Raw genomic sequence first — 16,849 nt, 5'->3', positions numbered from 1 at the left:
TCTGTCGACCTGCACTCTCGTCAACCCCAGCCCTGACGTGATTGCAAGGAGTCAGCATGTCGGTGCAGCTTTGGGACGTCTCAGGATCGGTGCTCGCGCCAGGCGTAGTTGGGTCGTGGCAGCCAGTGCCCATGGAGACAATGCAGATCGTCAACGGACTGGACTGGGTAACCGTCCAGCCTAGGGGAGAAGCTATCGATCGGAAAAGGATATAGCGACAGGTCGCTGACGGACCTGACGTGCAGGTGACGTCACCGATGATTATCGGCGTCTCCTACGGATCGACGTGATCGACGATCTCCTTTATGCAGTAGCCGAGGGTGCCGTAGTCGCGTCTTCGGCAATCGGTGTCGATCAGAGTCGGCGATACGCAGCGAGCGCCGAGGTTCTGTTACCCGATGGCGCCCGAACGGATGCGGACCCATAGGCTTCTCCGGTAACTGTTGCGGCGGGAGAGGTGAGGTGGATGGGCGACGAATCGAACGTCCTCGATCAGCTGATCTCGCGTGTCGATGATGAAACCCTGCGTGCTCGCCTGGCGCAGGAGGTCGACCTACTGCGTGGCTCGCGTCGCTTTGGACTCGTGTTTGACCGGCATCTCCCGGAGTCGGTCCGCCTGCCCGACCATCCGATCCGCAAGGGCATCCGCGTCACTCTGCGAGATGAGTCCTCGGCCGAGACTTGGATCGTCGACCGCTTCACCGACCGCACCCGTGAGGTCGCAGTCCTCAGCGGCGACTGCGGCGAGCGAGTTGCGTCTGAGTTGATCGTCGTCCGCGAGTTCGAGGAACCGATCTACCCGGGGTTGCGCTCGGTCGAGCGCATCGAGAACGGACCTGCCGACGCGCCGTGGCACGTGGTGATCAACGGCGAGAATTTCCACGCGCTCCAGGCGCTGCGGTCGACCCACCGGGGCAAGGTTGACGTGATCTATATCGACCCGCCGTACAACACCGGCAACGACGGTTGGATCTACAACGATCGGTACGTCGACCAGAACGATCGGGCGAAGTCCTCGAAGTGGTTGTCATTCATGGAAAGACGGCTGCTCATCGCGCGTGATCTGCTGAAGCCCACGGGCGTCCTCATAGCGGCGATCGGTGATGACGAGCATCACCGACTGAGAATGCTTCTGGACCAGGTGTTCGAGACTCAGAACTTCATTGTGAATGTCGCTTGGCAGGGCGGAGTCTCCGCGCTGAGTCGCCACCACGGCGGCGGTCTCGACTACATGCTGATCTACGGGCGGGATGCGACCAAGGTCGGTCAGTTCCTCGACCCGAAACCACTCGCGCCGGAGATGCTGCGCGTCGCACGCGACGCCGTCGAGAATGGCAAAAGCGCCCACGAGGCGCAGCAACTGCTCAGGGAGTTCATTCGCACCGAAGGCAAGGACCTGCCTCCAGGTGTCCGTCGGTTCAACCATGTCGACGACCATGGCGAAGTGTACCTGGAAGGTGACCTCGCGAACTCGCTCTATCGTCCCAACCTGCGCTACGAACTCACCGACCCGGCGACCGGCCGTACCTATGAGCCGCCGAAGAACGGGTGGGCCGTAGGGCGCGACATGATGGCTGACCTCATCGCCGAAGGTCGGATTATCTTTGATGGTGACCGGATACCGACCAGGAAGCGCCTCCTGCGTGAGCAGATGCATTCGTTGACGAGCCCATCGTTCTACCGTGATCGTCGGACGGCGACGAATCGGTTGGCGGCGCAGTTGGGGGACAAGAGGTTTCCCTTCCCCAAGGACCATGAAGTCCTCATGCGCTGGTTCCGGATGGCTGCTCCTAAGGACGGGGTCATCCTCGACTACTTCGGTGGGTCTGGTACGACGACCGAGGCTGTCATGCAACTCAATGCGGCCGATGGCGGCTCTCGCCAGTCGATCCTGGTGACCAACAACGAACTGGGTGCCTCGGAAGCAAAGAGGCTGCGGAAGGCCGGCTTGCATCCCGGTGACGAGGGCTGGGAGTCGCGCGGCGTATTCCAGTACGTCTGCCGCCCGCGAATCTCGACCGTGGTGACCGGCGAGCGCCCCGACGGCTCCAGCTACTCCGATGGACTGCCGGCCAACGTTGAGATGTTCGATCTGACCTACCTCGACCCGGGGATGGTCCGCCGAGGCCACGAGTTCGAGTCGGTCGCACCGCTGTTGTGGCTCGAAGGCGGTGCTCGCGGGCCGTGCATCGACGACGAACCCGAGGACGGTTGGGCGCTGACCGACGCCTACGGCGTACTACTCGACGTTGACGCACTCACCGCGTTCGCGTCCGCCGTCACCGACGCTGCGACCAGCGGCGCCCCGCCAGCGGTCCTGTTCATTGTTACCGACTCGGAGGCTGAGTACCAGCAGGCCGTCGAGCGCCTGCCAGTTGGCATCGAAACCGTCCAGCTCTACGAGGACTACCTGTCCAACTACACCATCAACGTCACCGATGGTGTGCGGTGAAGTTCACGCTGGAGCCGTACCAGAGCGATGCGGTCGACTCGGTGCTCACCAATCTCGCCAAAGCCCGCGCCGGTTACCTTGACGACGGAGAGCGCACGGCGGTCGGGCTGACGGCCCCCACAGGCGCCGGTAAGACCGTCATCGCTACCGCCGTGCTCGAAGGCATCTACAAGGGCACCGCGACACGTCCGCCAAATCCGAGAACCACCGTTCTGTGGATCACCGACGATCGCGCGCTCAATGCGCAGACAATCTCCAAGATCACCCAGGCAGCGGGCGGTTCGATCGACATCAACCGAATCCGCTTCATCGGCGAAGTCGACCATCGGACGCTGGAACCGGGCGTGATCTACTTCGTCCACATCCAGGCAATGCAGAAGAACTCGACGCTGCACGCTATGCGCCCCGACGGCACCAAGAACGACAAACGCACGCACGGCGTCTGGGACATGATCGCCAACACTGTCTGGGACCGGGGCCAGGACTTCCTGGTGATCTGGGATGAGGCGCACCGCGGCTCGGGTACCAAGAACACCGACCGTAAGTCGATTGCCGGGACCATCGTAGACGGCGGCACCACCAACATCGGCACAATTCAACCTCCAGCTCCGGTCGTCCTGGGTATTTCGGCTACTCCCGACCGCTTCCTTGCCGCGATGAACGCCGCGAACCGCACGCCGCGACTGGTCGAGGTCAAGGCCGGTGACGTACGCGAGTCTGGTCTGCTCAAAGACCGCATCCTGCTGCGCAGTCTCGGCGAGTCCCAGTCAGCTCCCAACACGATGCTCGCGCTGGCCGTCGAAGATCTGAAGTCCTCCGACGAGGCCTGGCGCACCCACCACGAGACCACCGGAGACCGGCTCGTCGAGCCGCTGCTCGTCGTCCAGGTTGAGCAGGGCATGGCGCCGGCCAAGGAGGAAGCACGCCTCGCCGAGATCCTGTCGGTGATGGAGTCGACCTGGCCGGCCCTGTCGGATTACGCCGTCGCACATGCCTTCGGTGACCCGCACGGGCCGAAGAGGGTAGGGGACAAGACGATTCGCTACCTGCCGCCGGAGGCAATCTCCGGCGATGACCAGGTACGCGCGGTGCTGTTCAAGTCGGCGTTGACCACCGGCTGGGACTGTCCCCGGGCCGAAGTTATGATTTCGTTCCAGAACAAGGACAGCTACACCGAGATTGCCCAGCTGATCGGCCGGCTCGTCCGTACCCCGCTGGCCAAGCGGGTCGACGGCGGCGACGACCGCCTCGACGAGGTCGCCGCCTACCTACCTGGCTTCCGCTCCGAGCATGTGGCTCGCGTCGTGACCGCGCTGACCGAGGACGAGACCGTCGAGGTCGAGGTCGTGGTGGCGCCGGTGGTGTGTGAGAAGTCCACCGACGTGCCGGCGGAACTGTTCGACCTGCTCGACACGCTGCCCTCCTACACGCGGCAGAAAGCGTCATTCGCCTCCCGTACCGCACAGCTGTTGAGCCTGGCCACCGCGCTCACCGAGTACGGGATCATCAAGAAGGGTTCGGCGACCGCCAAGCGCTGGATCATCGACCAGATGCGCGCCGCTGACGGCCAGCACAGCAACGAGATCGACGCCAAGGTCGTGGACATCCTCTCGCTGACGGTCAGCACCACGATGGTCGCCTACGGTGAAATGGTGATGCAGAGCGTCGGTAAGTCCGACACCGCAACCAACGAGCGCGACATCGAGGGCTACTTCCAGAAGGCCAAGCGGCTGTTACCCGATGCGTCGGCGACCTGGTACTTTGCCGACCTGTGCGATCGCGGTGAAGAGGACGTCGACGCCTATGCCCGCCTCGCGGCGATGGCCGAGCTGGGTTTCAAGGACATCGTCGAGCAACAGGCCGCCTCGCTCATCGACAACTGGCGCCAGCAGCACGCCGCCAAGGTGTCGGCCAAACCGCGGCATGTGCGGGAGCAGATCGAACCCCTGTGGCACCTCGGGAAGACGCCGATGCTGCCCGCCACGGTCGAGGTCCGCGATGTCTATCCGGCCGCCACGGAGAAGCTCAAGAACAAGACCACCGCGGCCATCGACACCTACCCTGGGCACCTCTATGTCGTTCCCGAGGGCAAGGCCAACGCCGGCAGATTCCCCGTCGATACTTCGCGCTCGTCATGGGAGGCCGAGGTGCTGGCCGCCGAACTCGACTCCGACACGCTCGTCGGTTGGTACCGCAACCCCTCGTCGGGCCGACACGCACTGGCAGTGCCGTACGTGTTCGGCGACAAGCACCAGCTCATGCACCCGGACTTCCTGTTCTGGCACGACGACGGTGACGGTAAATACGTCATGGACATCGTCGATCCACACCGCTTCGACCTCGCCGACACCTCGGCCAAGTGGTCGGCGCTCGCGCGCTACGCACAGGACCACACCGAGAACGTCCGCCGCTGCCTGGCGGTGGCAATGGTCGGCGGTTCACTCAAGGCGCTGGACCTCACGACCCCGGGCATCGACGACCGCATCGCGGCCGCGACCAATCAGAACCTGATCGCGGCCATCTTCGATGGCGAGGGAATGTCGTATCCGTGACAAGGTGTTCGCATTGTCCTGGGTGAGTGGCAGTATGACCGGAGCGCGAGAGCAAATGAGCGCCCGCACGTTCGGCAGGGTAGGGTGCTGCGCTCTTGGCCAGATTGTCGAACACGGGACATCCATCAAGGGGGTTCGGATTGACCCACCGGGTCACCGCTCCGAGTCGATGAGCCAGAAACCACCCCGTGCCGGCGAGAACGGTGATCAGAAGCAGCCAGTCGTCGAGAGTCATGCGGATATGACGCTCCCGGCCGCTGACCGGTTCCATCGCGGTCACCCTCCGCCGCAGCCAGGGATCACCGCGCCGACGGCTATGCGAGAGAGCGCCTGACGCTGTAGATCACGTGATCCGACACCATCGGACACTGATCATGTCTTCCACGTCGAAGGGGCTAGGTTTAGTGTGTGGTCACCGACGACACTGCCCGACTCTGCCCCTGTGCGGGACACCCGTGCATGATAGGGACTCGGCGCCAGTCGGTGATCTGCCTCACTGGTCGGGCCTTCATCAGTACTTGGCGGGCAACGGTATCCGCTGCTACATTGGAGTCAATCGACCCCCTCCCAAGCCTCTCAGCGATGCTCAAATGGGAGGGGCCTTTTTCTTGCCCGGGGACACTGTGAAGCCGCCACTGACGTGGGCTGAACAGGTCGCCTTGCTGGCCCGTCGCGGTCTCGTGATCGATGACGAGGATCTATGTGCTGAGTTCCTCGCCGGTCACAACTACTACCGATTCTCCGGGTACATGCGGTATTTCCAGAAGGCGCCGCACGAGGGTGACGACGATTTCATCCCCGACACGACGCTGGCGCAGATCCGTGGCATTTACAACGCCGATCAGGCGCTGCGCGCTTCGCTCACCGAACAGCTCGCGCAGGCCGAACTGCTCCTGCGCACCCACACGGCCTACGTCATCGCCCACAACCACGGGCCATGCGGGAGCTACCTGACCGAGGAGTTCTACACCGACGCGCCGGGCTCCGAGCCCACCGTCGATTCATGCCTCAAGGACATCCGCAGAAGCCGCGAGCGTCATATCCTGCGGTACGCGGTCGGCGACACCGACCCAGACCTGAGTAAGCTCCCGATCTGGTCGGCCGTCGAGGCGCTCTCGTTCGGGACGCTGTCCAAGTGCATCGAGCGCGGGGCGCAAGGCCAGCTCGCTGACGAAGTCGCGACCAGCCTCGGCGCCGCCAAGTCCGGCTTCGCCTACCGGGTGAGGGCGCTCGTCTATGTGCGCAATCGCTGTGCCCACCACAGCCGGATCTGGAACCACTCGATCATCGACGCGGGCCCGACACCGAACAACGTCCGGAACAAGGCCAAGCGCGCAGTCGGTCAGTTCAAGCCGCGATCGGTTCTGGACGTCATCGCCTCACTGGACGACATCGTCGTGCGCGGCAAGGTCGGCGAGCCCATGATGGCTGCCCTCTCCGAGCGGCGGAAACGAGACACCGACTTCTGGCAGGGTCTGTCGCATCCGCAGAACCCGCAGGACCACCGGCAATAGAGCTCTGCCGGTGGCGTCCGTAAGTCGGTCGTTGAGTAGACACTCGGCTGCCTGCCCGCGACCGGACCCGCGAAGCGTCCGTAGGCCTGTCCAGGCCTGAGTCCGGTGAGGGTGCAGCGTTCGCTTCGCCCCACTCACTCTCCCGCACGGGTTCGGCTTGCTCGCCATGTCGCCGCCGCCACGGGTTGCCCACGTCATCGGCGAACTGAAGGTCCGCTCGCACCCCTGCCGCTCCGGGGGCGCTGTGCATCACTTCCGTCATCTACGTTGTCATCCCACAGTCGCGGCCTGTCGGGTGACAGTCGATCTGGGACGGTGACATGCGCTGGGAGCTCCCGATTTGTGGCGATCGTCGTCTGGGTTTCGAGACTGGTGTCATCTGAATTGGTACTTCCGAGCGATTCGTGGCCCCATTGGCCCCTGAGTGGCAGTCGATCTGGGAGTTCTCGTCGAATTTCCGCAGGTGACATCCGACCGAGTCTCATGTCCGTGTCAACAACTCCCAACTAGGGCGTCAAAGTCTCATCTACGTTGTCATCCAACACGGCCGCCAGTGTTGTGCGATTGCGATCACCAACATCCGCCACGCGAAGTGGCTGACAGAAGCCGCCATTATCGGCGCGACTCGCCCTCCTCACCAGGCGGTGGCGAGGAGGGCGCGCCCGCCTCGGCCTCGGGAGAGCCGGCGGCCAGCCACTGCTGAAAAGTGTCGTGGCGAAACTGGTACTCGATGCCACTGACCCGCAACAACCCGGCACGACGCGCCCAACGCAGAAACACCGCCGGCCGCCGCGGCAACACACCGGACCGCCAGAAAAACAGGCACGACAACAAGTAGTTCACCGACGCAGGCGCGCTCACGAGCCCGCCCACGAGCCCGACCCCGAGCCCGACCGCGAGCCCGACTACGAGTTCGCCCCCGAGCCTGCCCACGAGCCCGCCCACGAGAGCGAACACGAGCACGGCCCCGAGCCCGACCACGAGCCCGAACACGACCCCGCCCACGAGATCGTCCCGAATGACCCGGGTTTCGTCCTGGCCGATCCGTAAACGGTCGGAGTCAGTCGTTTCGAGCCCGCTCACGAGCCCGCTCACGAGCCCGCTCACGAGCCCAGCCCCGAGCCCGACCCCGAGCCCGAACACGAGCCCCTCCACGAGCCCGAACACGAGCCCGAACACGAGCCCGCCCACGAGCACGCCCACGAGCCCGAACACGAGTGCCCGTGGCCACCGTGATCGTCCGGGTACACGCCAGGCCAACCGCTGGGTGGTGATGTTCTCCGACCAGCCCATACGCCCGACCCCGACCAGCCCGACCACGAGCCCGACCACGAGCCCCTCCACGAGGCCGACCACGAGCCCGAACATGAGCCCGACCACGAGCCCGACCACGAGCCCGTACACAACGGCTGCGATGACCGCCCACGTGAGTCCGGTGATGCTCGAGAGATTGTTGAGGCTGAGTCCCGCCGCCCGCGTGTGGGTGAGGTGGGTGGCCAGTGTCGTCAGCCACCTTTCGACGTTCTCGGCGGTGTAGTCCGCGGTCGCGGTGTCGGTGCTGTCGATATTGCCGACGGCGGCAGGGATCAGGGTGGCCAACAGGCGATCGCGGATCTCGGTGGGCGACTGACTCTCCACGAGGCAGGGCGCGATGGTCGGGGAGTGGTGCACGGCGCTGGCGGCCAAGCTCAGCAGCCACGGGGTGGACAAGGCAGCCACCAGCGAACTGTCGGGCCGCTCGATGATGCGGTCGATGATGGCATCCCACGTGGCCGGCGGCGCTCCGAGTTGGGTGCGGTAGTCGGTGAGGTAGTCGATGATCGTCTCGGGTGGCAGTGCCCGCAGAGTCAAAGTGGTAGCTCCATGAATCCCGCTGTCGCCACGGATCTCACGAAGGCGCTCAAAATCGGCAGTCCGGCAGGTGACCACCACGGGACGATTACGCCACGGGGACCTGTTGACCGCATCGAGAGCAGCACGCGCGCACGGCATCGCAGAGTGCTCGTCGCCGAACTCGGCGGAAGGGTCCATTTCATCGAGGCCATCGAGCACCGGCAAGATTCGACCGTCATCGACGAGTTTGCGCATCGCTCGCCGGTGCTGGCCGTAGTCGATCGAGAGGCGATAGGTCAACCACGCCGACAGATCGGTGCCATCCCAACCCGCAGCGTTGATCCGCACCGGAACTGGTGTGCGGGCCTGAACCGCCTCGGGCAGTTGCGCCCGTTGATCCAGCAGTGCGAGTAGGAGGTGAATGGCAGCGACCGTTTTTCCCGCTCCCGGTGCACCGAGGAGAACGATGCGGGCCGGTGGCGCCATCCTGCCGACAGCGTCGCCCAGATCCGAGAGTTCCACAGCGGCGGCGCCGTCCTCGCCGGTCAATTGCTGGCGGGCGGTGATGTTGACCTCGAGGTCGATCACGGTACCGGCGCCGGCGGCTAGTGTTGCGCGTCTGAAGTTGGTTTACGTTTCGCGCCGGCGAGTATTTCCTCGGCGGGTTTGGTCCACACGAATGGGTGGCAGCGGTCGTTCCAGCCGTCGATGAAGGCGCGGATCGCGGCGACGAGTTCTCGGACGGAATCGAAGGAACCGCGCCGGATGGCCTGGCGGGTGATGATGCCGAAGAACACCTCGACCAGGTTGAGCCATGATCCCGATGTTGGGGTGAAATGCATTGTCACCCTCGGGTTCTTGGCCAGCCACGTGGTGATGTCGGCGTGCTTGTGGGTGTGGTAGTTGTCGCACACGATGTGCAGTTTGCGGCGCGGATAGGCTCTGGCCACCATCTTCATGAAGTCGAGGAACTCGGCCTTCCCGTGACGCTCGTAGCATCGATCGACCACCGATCCCGTGGCCACTTCGAGTGCAGCGAACAAGGTCGTGGTGCCATTGCGCTTGTAGTCATGGGTAGCCTTCTCCGGCAGACCCGGCCGCATCGGCAAGATCGGCTGAGTGCGGTTAAGCGCCTGGATCTGGCTCTTCTCATCCACGCACAGCACCACGGCGTTCGTGGGCGGGTTCAAATACAAGCCGACGACATCGCGAACCTTGGCCTCCAACTCGGGATCGGTCGAAAACTTGAACGTCTCGCGCCGCCATGGCTTGATCCCGTACCGTCGCCACGCACGGGCCACGGTCGCGTCGCCGATCCCCAACTGTTTCGCCAACAGCCGGGTCGACCAGTGGGTGACCGCCAACCGCTCGGGTGGTGACTCCAGTGTCACAGCGATGATCTCGGCGTCCTCAATCGTCTTGGGCCGGCCGCTGCGTGGCTCGTCGTGCAGCCCGTCGATCCCGTGTTCGACGAACCGATCCCGCCACTTGATCACCGTCGGCCGAGACACCGACAACGCTCTGGCGGTCGCCGACGTGCCGGAGCCCGAGGCAACCGACAACACGATGCGGGCACGCTCAACCAGACCCGCACTCACCGTCGATGATCGAGTCCACGACTCCAACACCGCGCGCGAATCATCATCGAGAACCAACGCCGAAGTGGGCATACGGCAATTCTTCCACCCGAACGCCTGTAAGCGAATTAACGACGCGCAACACTAGTTGATCCAGCAGTTTCCGTTCGCTGCGCGCCACGGCGTCGGCCAGGTCGTCGACCGATCCTTCGGAGGACAACCGGGACGTGTCCGGCCACACCTTGCGGCGAAACCAGCCGGCCGCAGGCCGTGCCGCCGCGACACCGACCTTGACGCCTGGGCCCACGAAAAACTCACCACCACTCACAAAGCTCCAGCGTGCCAGGATGCTGCGGCTTCTGCCCGATCAACACCCCGCACCCGAGGATCATCGGGCGAGATACAGACGCGCCGCGGCCTGTTTCGCCTCCGATCGCCGTGTGTCGGCGTCGCCAAGGCTGCGGCACAGCGCCGCAAGAGACTCACTGACCCGAGCGAGGCATTCGGCGGGGGTCATGTCGTCACCGAGGTCATCGACCGCGATGTCGTCGCGCTCGGCCAGCTCCCGGTAGTCGCGCTCAAGGCCGAGCACGTGGCGTTGCAGCGAGGCGAGTTGATCATGCAGCTCGTTGAGTGGTGCGTCGAGAGTGCTCATTGGCGGCCCGCGTTCCGCTGCTCGGAGTCAAGCGCTTCGGCGATGGAGTCCAGGGTGCGCGGGCTACCACTCGTCCACGCAGTCTTGAGCCGCGAGGCTTCCGACGGAGTCAGCGCCCGCCCCAACAAGCCGCCAAGAATCCGCGACACTGCCACGATTCCATCCAGGGATACCGTATCCCCCGACGGGGGACTGGCGAGGTACCCGCAGTCGGTCAACGCCGCATCCAGCACCACCCGGTACGGGGTATCGGTGACCCGACCCACCGCGACCAGGTTGTCGTGGGTCGGCAATGCGCGAATCTCTTTGCGCCACAAGTTCAGGTTCATCCGGCTCATGCCGATCTTGGTCGCGATCGCCGCATCCGACAGTCCGGAGCGCTGCTTGTAGCCATCGACGATGCCGGCAAGGGAGTGTCCCATCTGGGGTGTCACAGTCTCATCTTCGCTGTCACCACCGAGACTGTCAATCAGTGCTTACTGCTGTCGTGTAAACTACTACTTTACATAATAATAACTATCGGCGTGGAATATTTTGTGCCACACCATGTTTCGTCACAAGTGACGACATGCATAGGAATGCTGGTTGGCGAACTCCAAGCCTGTGGTGCGACAGTCCATCGGGCGCGTCGCAGGCTTTCTTCTGTGGATCGGCAACTGTCGCATCGAGCGACTCAATGTCTCCGAATCCACCACCCTGCGTTCGCTCGCCGGGTGAGAGTAGTGAGCACGCGCCGCGCGTCCGCGCGGCGGTCGGCGTCCGGGTGGGCGACGGCGTAGATGGTCGCCACAATGATCGGGAGACTCGAGACAGCAAACACCCACACGAACGCGCTCATGCTGCTGCACCCTGATCGCGCACCCAACGCCCAAGAGCGGTCGCCTCAGGTATATCGACCTTCGCTGCGAAATGGAGCGCGACAAGCTTTCGCCGGTAGAGGTTGAGCTGTGAGCGCATTGTCCCCGGCTTCTTCCCGAGCCGAAGCGACGCCTGGTTGAAGGTGACGCCCTCCATCGCGACCAGCATCAGGACGCGAGCGAGGTCATGTGGGGCGAGCTGAAGTAGCCGATGCATCCAGCGAAGGTCCGCGCCCTCGCTGCAAACTGCAATATCGTTCACCCAATCAAGCAGGTCCTCACGCGGATACTCGCTGCCAACGTTCTTGTGCCGACGATTAGCCACGGCCGGCAACACGTTGCGGCACGCGCCGATGAAAAAACTCTGTACGCTCGCGGGACCCGCCTCGTCGAACCGGCCACTATCGAGATAGCGCATGAACCCCGGCAATGCGGCCAGAAAAACATCAAGTGCAATGTCCGTCCGGACCTCGTCGCTACCCATCGCCGCCTGCTCAACCGGTAACGACAGCTCACCGGGCCTTGACCCCGGATCTTGGACACTGGGTGGGATTCATGCAGCGGTCAATAGTGTAGCACTAGAGTGCTTTTCGTAGTTGATGGGTGACATGAAGCCGCACCAGGAGTGGCGGCGGCGCGTGTTGTACCGCACCAGCCAGCCGAACACTTCGCGATGGCACGTCACCGCATCCGGCCAGAAGCGGTCATCTTGCAGGACCTCCCGCTTGAGAGTCGCATTGAATGATTCGGCCAACGCGTTGTCGGCACTTGTCCCCACCGCTCCCATCGACTGGATCACCCCCAGCCTGGCGCAGTGTTTCGCGAAATCCCTACCTGTATAGACACTTCCATGGTCACTGTGGAAGATCGCGCCAGCCAAACTACCCCGGGTCAACGCGGCATTGGTCAGCGCCTCGGTGACCAGTTCGGTACGCATGTGATCAGCGATCGCCCAGCCGGCCAGACGCCGCGAATAGCAGTCAATGACCGTGGCCAGGTACAGATTCGTCCCATCTTCCAACGGCAGGTAGGTGATGTCTCCGACATACTTTTCGTTGGGCGCATCTGCGGTGAAGTCCCGTTCGACCAGGTCAGCGACCTTGGCATCGGACGGCTCGGGGATCGTGGTGACCACCCGCCGGCGCCGGCGATAGCCGGCGATGCCGTGCTCGGCCATCACCCGCGCCACCCGCTTGTGATTGACCCGCTCCTGCGGTGGCACACCATCATTGAGCTCAGCAGTGATCCGCGGCGCACCACAGGTGCGGTCCTCATCGTGAATCTCGCGGATACGTTGTGCCAGCACAGCATCAGACTCCTCACGAGCCGCCCGGGTCGGCGCAGCTTTACGCCAGGCATAAAACGACGAACATGCGATCTCGAGGAGTTCGCAGAGCCACTTCACCGGGTAGGTGTCGAGGTGGTCGGCGACGAACTGGAAGCGGCTCACCAGTTCGTCTCCCCGGCGAAATATTTGGCCGCCTGACGCAGGATCTCGCGTTCGGTGGTCAACTTCGTCCGCTCGCTGCGCAGCGCGGCGTTTTCAGCCTCCAGACGCTTCACCTTGGCCTCCACAGTCTCCGGGCCATCCTCGGTGACCACCGGCTCCTGACGGGGTTTGAGCGGGCTCTGCGTCGCGCTGCCGTCCGCGGCCCTCTTGCGGCCGGTGCCGTAGATGGTCAACCACCCACGCAACGTGCCGCGCTCGACGCCGAGATCGGCGGCGATGCCGCGCACCGTGGCGCCCGGCGTGGACTCGTACAACTCGACCGCGTCTCTGCGGAACTCCTCGGAGTAGTGCTTTCGGGCCATCTCTTGATCATCTCGCTTCCTCCCGCACAGATGCGGGATTCAACGTGTCCAAGATCCGGGGTCAACTCCCACCGAACCGAGCCATCTCACTGCCCACTCCGTCGGCCAGCCAACACTTGATTGTGCCGACCGCCGGATCGTAGAGCTCGGCAGCCAGCACCTGCCCCGCCGGGGTCAGCACCCCTCCGCTCGTGATCATCTTCTCCATTTGGGTAATACCGTCCCTCGCGCGTTGTTTGTCGAGCTAATCCCTTCACGGGTTGCATGCGCGACGGTCGCGAAGGTGTTGCACAGACCTTTGTTCAAGACACCTGCCCGCGACGGGCCTCAACCGTCATGGCTCCCACGAATCGCCGAGCACCGCAGCCAACCGGTCCGCCAGGTCGGACGCTTCGTATCGCTGCCCATACACCACGTCATCACACTCGACGGCCAGATCCATCAGCTTCGAGTCTGGTGGCGCCCACGACCCGTTCGCCCGTGACATCTCGCCTGCCGGCGCCGCATCATCGTCCGGATGTCTCGCGCGGCCGAGCGCAGTATCTCTCGGTCGGTCACCCGGCCACAGTAGTAGAGGACTGCAAGTTAGCCAGGTCGCCCGGCTGAGGAGGTGAGGGTGTTCCGATCGCAGATCAATCTGGCAAGCGTTGCTCAGACACCACGGTCACCTCCGCCCCGCGAGAAAACAACGCCGCGAACTCGCTCGTCGCCGACAACATGATGTGCTGCACCGCCGGTTCAAGGCGGTCAGTAGCTTCGATATTCGCAGCAATATCCTTCGACGACAGGGCTTCAATCTCCGCATTCGCCTTCAGGAGACGGAGCTCGTTCTCCTTCAGGTCGGCGCGATGTCCCATCTCCTCCGCGGCCAGCTTCGTGATCCTTGCTTTGCTGTCCTTATCTCGTTCCTCGTTCCAGTCCGCCCACTCGGTCTTACGAGTAACCAATTTGATCAGGTTGAGAAGTGAACTCTCCTTGCCCTTAAGTACATCCTTGGCTGTCCATGCCGACACGCCCCCATAGCCCGCGTATTCAAGCAGCGTCACGAACCACGGACTCCCATAACCGACCCGCGAGACCTTAAACTCGACCGCACCTGGCGAACCAGTCGCCGTCTTCACCAACGTGTCGCCATCCCCAGCCGCCTCCTGCTGACGCCCCAACTCAGCACCCACAGAAACAGCCAACCCACACAACGCATCAACCGCACGCATCAACTCCAAAAGCGTCCCCGTCGACACACCAACATCAAGCTCAACCTCGATATCAACCACAGCCACAACCTCTTTCACAACGCCGACGGTGTCGCGGGCGGCGATGGCGGCGATAGCGGCGCGGGAGAGCTTGGCGCTGGCAAACACTGTGCCGGCAAGCTCTGCGCCGGCAAACTCTGCGTCGGTGAGATCGGCCTCGGCGAAGTTGGCGTTTCTGAGGTTGGCCGCGGTGAGGTTGGCGCCGGCAAGCTCTGCGCCGACGAGCTCTGCGTCGGTGAGATCGGCGTCGGTGAGGTTGACGCCGGCGAGGATGGCGCTAGAGAGGTTGGCGCTGATGAAGGTGGCGCGGGTGAGGTTGGCGCCGGCCAGGGTGGCGGCGACGAGGGTGGCGCCGGCCAGGTTGGCGCGTACGAGGTTGGCGCCGACGAGGTTGGCGGCGACGAGGGTGGCGCCGGCTAGGTTGGCGCCGAAGAGGTTGGCGCGGTTGAGGTTGGCGCGGTTGAGGTTAGCTCGGGTGAGATAGACGCTGGCAAGGTCGACGGCGAAGAGGTTGGCGCCGGTCAGGTCGACGGCGGTGAGGTTGGCGCCGGCCAGGGTGGCGTTGGTGAAGTTCGCTCGTACGAGGGTGGCGTTGGTGAAGTTGACGCGCGTGAGGTCGACGTCGGTGAGGTCGACGTCGGTGAGGTCGACGTCGGTCAAATTGGCGCCGCCGAGGTTGGGCCTTCGATCGCGGTTTGCGGCGCGCCACCTATTCCATGCAGCAACATCACTGGCACGCAAGAGCTCAATCGGAGAGATCGCCATGTAGGCAATCTAGCCAAACTCACTATGCGACTCTCGCCGACTCATGAGCTGCCGCGACACCAAGCCCTCCCGCATCCGCGTCGCTCCCGCACAATCACCTTTACGTTGGAGTACGTCCGGGGCGGTCGCCTCGGACGTTCGTCCGCGGTTCGGGGCGTGGCTCGACAATCACCTGTTGTCGCTGGTGGCTTGGCGTGGAAGGTCACCCCGGACCGTGACGGGTCGTTTCGGCCGCTGATTGAGATGTGTTCGCGAACTTGTCGCTGTGTAAAGGTGTGCCGGCGAAACCACCCTGACGAGCCAACCGCACACGGAAGGACAGTATGGACGAAAAGATCTGGGTAGGAATTGATGTCGGTCGGCATGCGCATCACGCCGCCGCGGTCGATGAGGCGGGAACGGTGCTGTGGTCTCGGCGGCTTCCCAACGATCAACCGGCGATCGAAGCGCTCATGGACCGGGTCGCCGACATGAAATTCGTGGTGTGGGCGATCGACATGACCGCACCGGAATCGGCGCTGCTGAGGGGTGTGCTGGCTGCGCGGCGCCAGCAGATCCGCTACGTGCCCGGCCGGGTCGTGCACAGCATGACCGGTGCGTTCGCGGGTGAGGGCAAGACCGATGCCCGCGATGCGGTCGTGATCGCCCAGACAGCCCGCCTACGTGGCGATCTCGCCACCGTCTCGGCGCCCGACGACGTCGCGATCGAACTCGACCTGCTGACCGGACATCGCAACGACCTCGTCGCTGAACGTACGCGAGGCATCAACCGCCTGCGCGGCCTGCTGACCCGCATCTTCCCTGCACTAGAACGGTGTTTCGACTACTCGACACTGACCGGTCTAACGTTCCTCACCCGCTTCGCCACGCCATCTGCGATCGCTGCGGTCTCTGACGACGAGATCTACGACCACCTGCGCAGTCACGGCGTCCGCCGACCCACGATCCCGAAGATGATCGACAAAGCCCGTGCCGCGGCGGCCGCGCAGACCGTCACCCTGCCTGGCGAGGCGACCACAGCCCTACTGGTGCAACACGCGGCTACCTCGTTGGTCATGCTGACCCGTCAGATCGCCGACCTGGATAAGCAGATCACCGAGGTGTTCCGCCGCCACCGTCACGCACGGATTCTCGAATCCGTGCCAGGCATCGGCACCCGAAGCGGCGCTGAGCTCGTCGCGATCACCGGCGGCGACCTCACTTCGTTCGGCTCGCCCGCCAGACTCGCCGCCTACGCCGGTCTTGCTCCGGTACCGCACGACTCCGGTAACCGCCGGGGAGCCTTGCGTAGACCCCAGCGTTACCACAGAGGACTTCGCAAGGTGTTCTACATGGCCGCACTCAACAGCTCGCAACGCGACGGCCCGTCCCGCGAGTTCTACCAGCGCAAACGACGCGAGAAGCGTTCCCACGTCCACGCTCTCATCGCTCTCGCTAGACGTCTGGTTGACGTGGTCTGGGCACTGATCCGCGACGGTAGGGTGTGGTTGCCGCGGCCGACCGTCGAGCGGGTGTCAGTCGATGAGGTGGGCGCGATGGCTGGATGACTGGCGGGGCCGGTCAGATCTCGGCACGTGCG

General features: G+C 63.9%; 12 protein-coding genes. 4 read left to right on the top strand and 8 right to left on the bottom strand.

Annotated features, from left to right (window positions below; translation table 11 throughout):
- Positions 1-466 precede the first annotated feature (466 nt).
- From AAFP30_RS27900 to AAFP30_RS27890, 3 genes are all read left to right on the top strand, one after another.
- Entirely contained in the window at positions 467-2,452 is a 1,986-nt protein-coding gene (locus AAFP30_RS27900; RefSeq protein WP_419233316.1) for a site-specific DNA-methyltransferase, read from the top strand.
- Positions 2,449-5,004 carry a DEAD/DEAH box helicase gene (locus AAFP30_RS27895; RefSeq protein WP_419233315.1) on the top strand — a complete coding sequence of 852 codons (2,556 nt, stop codon included), beginning with the start codon at positions 2,449-2,451 and terminating at the stop codon, positions 5,002-5,004. The genes AAFP30_RS27900 and AAFP30_RS27895 overlap by 4 nt, the downstream gene beginning before the upstream one ends.
- A gap of 623 nt (positions 5,005-5,627) precedes the next feature.
- Positions 5,628-6,518: an Abi family protein gene (locus AAFP30_RS27890; RefSeq protein WP_419233314.1), complete on the top strand. Its 891-nt coding sequence runs from the start codon at positions 5,628-5,630 to the stop codon at positions 6,516-6,518.
- Positions 6,519-7,130: 612 nt separating this feature from the next.
- On the opposite strand, the gene AAFP30_RS27885 is transcribed toward AAFP30_RS27890, so the two are convergent.
- The 8 genes from AAFP30_RS27885 to AAFP30_RS27850 form a co-directional block, all read right to left on the bottom strand.
- Complete coding sequence (locus AAFP30_RS27885) at positions 7,131-8,939, bottom strand: NACHT domain-containing protein (RefSeq protein WP_419233313.1); 1,809 nt, start codon at positions 8,937-8,939, stop codon at positions 7,131-7,133.
- A gap of 17 nt (positions 8,940-8,956) precedes the next feature.
- A complete protein-coding gene (locus AAFP30_RS27880; RefSeq protein ID WP_235726358.1) occupies positions 8,957-10,021 on the bottom strand; it encodes an IS630 family transposase in 1,065 nt (354 codons plus the stop codon).
- A gap of 295 nt (positions 10,022-10,316) precedes the next feature.
- Positions 10,317-10,583, bottom strand: a complete 267-nt coding sequence (locus AAFP30_RS27875) for a hypothetical protein (RefSeq protein WP_419233312.1) — start codon at positions 10,581-10,583, stop codon at positions 10,317-10,319.
- A complete protein-coding gene (locus AAFP30_RS27870; protein WP_419233311.1) occupies positions 10,580-11,017 on the bottom strand; it encodes a hypothetical protein in 438 nt (145 codons plus the stop codon). Before AAFP30_RS27870 ends, AAFP30_RS27875 begins: the two co-directional genes overlap by 4 nt.
- 400 nt (positions 11,018-11,417) lie before the next feature.
- Positions 11,418-11,924 carry an RNA polymerase sigma factor gene (locus AAFP30_RS27865; protein ID WP_419233310.1) on the bottom strand — a complete coding sequence of 169 codons (507 nt, stop codon included), beginning with the start codon at positions 11,922-11,924 and terminating at the stop codon, positions 11,418-11,420.
- A gap of 69 nt (positions 11,925-11,993) precedes the next feature.
- Positions 11,994-13,252 (bottom strand): IS3 family transposase gene (locus AAFP30_RS27860; protein WP_419233309.1). Its coding sequence is split into 2 segments (ribosomal slippage): positions 11,994-12,907 and positions 12,907-13,252, totalling 1,260 coding nucleotides; the frame shifts between segments, so codons are not numbered across the junction.
- 61 nt (positions 13,253-13,313) lie between these two features.
- On the bottom strand, positions 13,314-13,451 hold the full coding sequence (locus tag AAFP30_RS27855; RefSeq protein WP_419233308.1) for a hypothetical protein: 138 nt from the start codon (positions 13,449-13,451) through the stop codon (positions 13,314-13,316).
- A 433-nt stretch (positions 13,452-13,884) separates the two neighbouring features.
- Complete coding sequence (locus AAFP30_RS27850; protein ID WP_419233307.1) at positions 13,885-15,270, bottom strand: pentapeptide repeat-containing protein; 1,386 nt, start codon at positions 15,268-15,270, stop codon at positions 13,885-13,887.
- 323 nt (positions 15,271-15,593) lie between these two features.
- Between AAFP30_RS27850 and AAFP30_RS27845 the strand changes: the two genes are divergently transcribed.
- Positions 15,594-16,817, top strand: coding sequence for an IS110 family transposase (locus AAFP30_RS27845; protein WP_006896189.1), 1,224 nt, complete (start codon positions 15,594-15,596; stop codon positions 16,815-16,817).
- Positions 16,818-16,849 lie beyond the last annotated feature (32 nt).

This window comes from Gordonia sp. CPCC 205515, assembly GCF_048537925.1.
Taxonomy (GTDB): Bacteria; Actinomycetota; Actinomycetes; order Mycobacteriales; family Mycobacteriaceae; genus Gordonia.
The sequence above is the reverse complement of the archived record's forward strand: the minus strand, read 5'-3'. Positions and strand labels throughout refer to the sequence as shown.

Bases quoted from the DNA above. Each gene is read 5' to 3' on its own strand.
- AAFP30_RS27900 (WP_419233316.1), top strand. From the start codon at position 467: ATGGGCGACGAATCGAACGTCCTCGATCAGCTGATCTCGCGTGTCGAT.
- AAFP30_RS27880 (WP_235726358.1), bottom strand. From the start codon at position 10,021: ATGCCCACTTCGGCGTTGGTTCTCGATGATGATTCGCGCGCGGTGTTG.
- AAFP30_RS27875 (WP_419233312.1), bottom strand. From the start codon at position 10,583: ATGAGCACTCTCGACGCACCACTCAACGAGCTGCATGATCAACTCGCC.
- AAFP30_RS27865 (WP_419233310.1), bottom strand. From the start codon at position 11,924: ATGGGTAGCGACGAGGTCCGGACGGACATTGCACTTGATGTTTTTCTG.
- AAFP30_RS27855 (WP_419233308.1), bottom strand. From the start codon at position 13,451: ATGATCACGAGCGGAGGGGTGCTGACCCCGGCGGGGCAGGTGCTGGCT.
- AAFP30_RS27850 (WP_419233307.1), bottom strand. From the start codon at position 15,270: ATGGCGATCTCTCCGATTGAGCTCTTGCGTGCCAGTGATGTTGCTGCA.
- AAFP30_RS27845 (WP_006896189.1), top strand. From the start codon at position 15,594: ATGGACGAAAAGATCTGGGTAGGAATTGATGTCGGTCGGCATGCGCAT.